Source organism: Streptomyces sp. NPDC056527 (assembly GCF_042794475.1).
Taxonomy (GTDB): Bacteria; Actinomycetota; Actinomycetes; order Streptomycetales; family Streptomycetaceae; genus Streptomyces.
Genome location: NZ_JBHTTQ010000231.1, coordinates 1 through 1,955, shown reverse-complemented (window position 1 = coordinate 1,955; position 1,955 = coordinate 1). Strand labels below are relative to the sequence as shown.

The following is a 1,955-nucleotide window of genomic DNA, read 5'->3' as shown; positions in this document are numbered from 1 at the left end:
CACGAGAGATCTACCGACTTCTCGTCCCAGCGAACACTCCGGCTGACCAGACAGGACCCGCCAGCGTCGCCGCTTGACATCCATAGGGGCATCAATCTGAAGGCCGCCGTCGCCCGGGTGCTGGGGCTGAGCCGGGCAAGGGTGGAGGCCGACCGGTGGATCGCGTTCAGGGCGCACTTCGGGATCGAGAGCTTCTACTGCCGGCCCGGTATCGAGGGCGCCCACGAGAAGGGCGGAGTGGAGGGGCAGATCGGCTACTTCCGCCGCAACCACTTCACCCCGGTGCCCGAGGTCGACTCTCTGGCCGAGCTGAACGAACTCGTTGACCAGTGGGATCTTCACGACGGACGGCGCCGGATCGGTTCGCGGCCGAGGACGATCGACGAGTACTTCGAGGTCGAGCGGCCACTGCTGATGCCGCTGCCCGAGGAACCATTCGAGACAGGTCGGCTGTTCACTCCGAGGGTCGACCGCTACAGCCAGATCGCGGTCCGCACGAACCGCTACTCGGTGCCGGTCCGGCTGATCGGCAAGCGGGTCCGGGTCGTGCTGCACGCCTCTCACCTGGTGGTTTACGACCGTATCGTGGAAGTGGCCCGGCACGAGCGTCTGATCGCGAAAGGCGGCTGCCGCCTGGATCTGGACCACTACCTGGAGGCCCTGATCCGCAAGCCTGGCGCGTTCCCCGGCGCCACCGCACTCGAACAGGCCCGCTCTGCAGGCAAGTTCACCCCGGTCCACGACGCCTGGTGGGCCGCAGCGGTGAAGGCCCACGGCGACACCGCCGGCACACGGGCCCTGATCGAGGTTCTGCTGCTGGCCCGGCACATCTCGCACGAGCACCTCGTCGCCGGCCTCGCGGCGGCTCTGCGGGCCGGGGCACTGACCGCGGACGCGGTCGCCCTCGAAGCCCGCAAGATCGCCCAGGCCGAAGACGAACCCGCCGGGAATCCTTCGCCGGCCGGTGCCGCAGGGGCGACCGTGACGTTTCTGCACGAATGGCGGCTCGCGCATCTTCCCCCGGACACCAGGCCGCTGCCCTCGGTGACCCACTACGACCAACTGCTCCGACGCCGTCGCGCCAGCGGCGGTGAACACCGCGAGGGAGAAGCACAGTGACCCTGCCCCGCCAGCGAGGACTGACCGAGTAGGCCGCCACCACGGCCATCGACACCGCCTGCCGCCTGTTGCGGCTGCCGTCGATCAGGAACGAGTTCTCCGACATCGCCGACCGGGCGCTGAAGGACCAGATGACCTACCGCGGCTTCCTCGCCGAGCTGCTGATGGCCGAGTGCGACGACCGATCCAGGCGCCGTTCCGAGCGCCGGATCAAAGCCGCCGGATTCCCGCGGGACAAGTCCCTGCGGACCTTCGACTTCGACGCGAACCCGAACATCGACGCGGCCACCATCCACACTCTCGCCAGCTGCGAATGGATCAAGAAGAGCCAGCCGCTCTGCCTGATCGGCGACTCCGGGACGGGCAAGTCGCACATGCTGATCGCGCTGGGGACCGAGGCGGCGATGGCCGGCTACCGGGTCAAGTACGTGCTGGCGACGAAGCTGGTGAATGAGCTGGTCGAGGCCGCCGATGAGGAGCAGCTCCCCAAGACGATCGCCCGCTACGGCCGCGTCGACCTGCTCTGCATCGACGAACTCGGCTACATGGAACTCGACCGCCGCGGCGCCGAACTCCTCTTCCAGGTCCTGACCGAACGCGAAGAGAAGAACAGCGTGGCCATCGCCTCCAACGAGTCGTTCGGCGGCTGGACCGAGACGTTCACCGACCCCCGCCTCTGCGCGGCCATCGTCGACCGCCTCACCTTCAACGGCACCATCATCGAGACCGGCACCGACTCCTACCGCCTCGCCAGCACCCGAGCCCGCGCCGAGGAGGCAGCCAAGGCCGGCTGATCCCTGCCGCTACCTACCTCGACGGCCCGCCGCCCTCCGGGC

General features: G+C 68.5%; 1 protein-coding gene and 1 pseudogene. Both read left to right on the top strand.

The window, feature by feature from the left end:
• Window positions 1-1,119 (top strand): annotated as a pseudogene (locus ACFQ7Q_RS38090) (IS21 family transposase); the annotation flags it as partial.
• A gap of 47 nt (window positions 1,120-1,166) precedes the next feature.
• Window positions 1,167-1,913, top strand: a complete 747-nt coding sequence (gene istB, locus ACFQ7Q_RS38085) for an IS21-like element helper ATPase IstB (RefSeq protein ID WP_383563852.1) — start codon at window positions 1,167-1,169, stop codon at window positions 1,911-1,913.
• The last annotated feature ends 42 nt before the right edge of the window (window positions 1,914-1,955 follow it).